Annotated in this window: 1 protein-coding gene and 1 pseudogene; both read right to left on the bottom strand. The window is 38.6% G+C overall.

Annotation, left to right across the window (positions count from 1 at the left end; all coding sequences use genetic code 11):
- A pseudogene (locus tag Q0212_RS07380) lies at positions 1-481 on the bottom strand (hypothetical protein); the annotation flags it as partial.
- 88 nt (positions 482-569) lie between these two features.
- A partial coding sequence (cas6, locus tag Q0212_RS07385; RefSeq protein ID WP_297924091.1) for a CRISPR system precrRNA processing endoribonuclease RAMP protein Cas6 occupies positions 570-1,130 on the bottom strand: 561 nt, incomplete at its 5' end.

Consider the following 1,130-nt stretch of genomic DNA (forward strand, 5'->3'; position numbering starts at 1 on the left):
CCGATACATAAGGCGCAACAATAACAATAGAGCTGATGGCGATGATAATACGAATCAAAAAAACCTTATGTTTATTAAAGTATTTAAATAATATGCCTAGTTTAGTGTTGCTATCAGCGTTGTTAACCGAATAGGCTTTGCCTCGTAAAGTTGCCGCGTGTTCTTCTTGCAAATAATCGGCAGTCATTAAAGTGCGGTCGAACAACCAAATAAACAAAAATACCAAAACACCCATAACTGTGCCGCTGATCAAAGGATAATCACTCATTTGCGTGCCAAAGTATCCCCAAGAAACACCTTCAACCACAGCGACGACTAACATTAAAACCGACATGATAAATAAATAACCACGATTTGCACGGGTTAATAAATTGTTGCCATGAACACGCAAACTTAGTGCGTAAAAAAGAGATTGTAAAAGGGATGGGGTAGGTCTTGGGTCTTGACCTGCAATTAATTGTGAAGATTGATATTGTGGCACAATGTTTTCCCCTAAATATCCAAATGATTTATTAAGTGGATTGTACGTTTAGGGGATAGACGAGGGAGTAAATTGCAAGCTTGTGTAATTATAGACTTAAATGATACTGACCCAAACCCATTGTGGCATTTTTGCCTAAATGCACTTGTTGACCAAGTGTTAATAACTCGTTAAATGCACTTAAATCACCTGTTAAGCTAATGCGACCAATTAAGCCGTCTAAGTTCATTAAACGCTGTTGGCGATTAGAGTAACGAGTCATCGTTGAACGTTTAAGATGTGTGCTAATAGAAATTTGTTGAGCAGCTGCCAATAGTTGTGCAATGTCTAAATTAATAGGCGTGGCGTGTAGTTCTGCCAGTCGCTGTATGCGTTTGGCTAAGGCAATTAACACAATAGGAGCAGTCAGTTCTTCTGGGTTTAAAACAATATAATTATTATGTTGTATGCGTAGCGGACTGACAAAATCAAGATGAACAACGGACTCCAAGGGTTTGAGTTTAACAGGGCTAGGCGTATGTGCGGCTAATGATTTATTGGGTTGATAAATAATTTGGTCATGATGATAAATAGCTTTTAACTCGGCTTGGCTTCTGTCTTTGCTAAAACCTTCTTCGCATGTTTTTTGCCACGCATAGGCAATAATAGG

The organism is uncultured Agitococcus sp., assembly GCF_937920075.1.
Classification (GTDB): domain Bacteria; phylum Pseudomonadota; class Gammaproteobacteria; order Pseudomonadales; family Moraxellaceae; genus Agitococcus.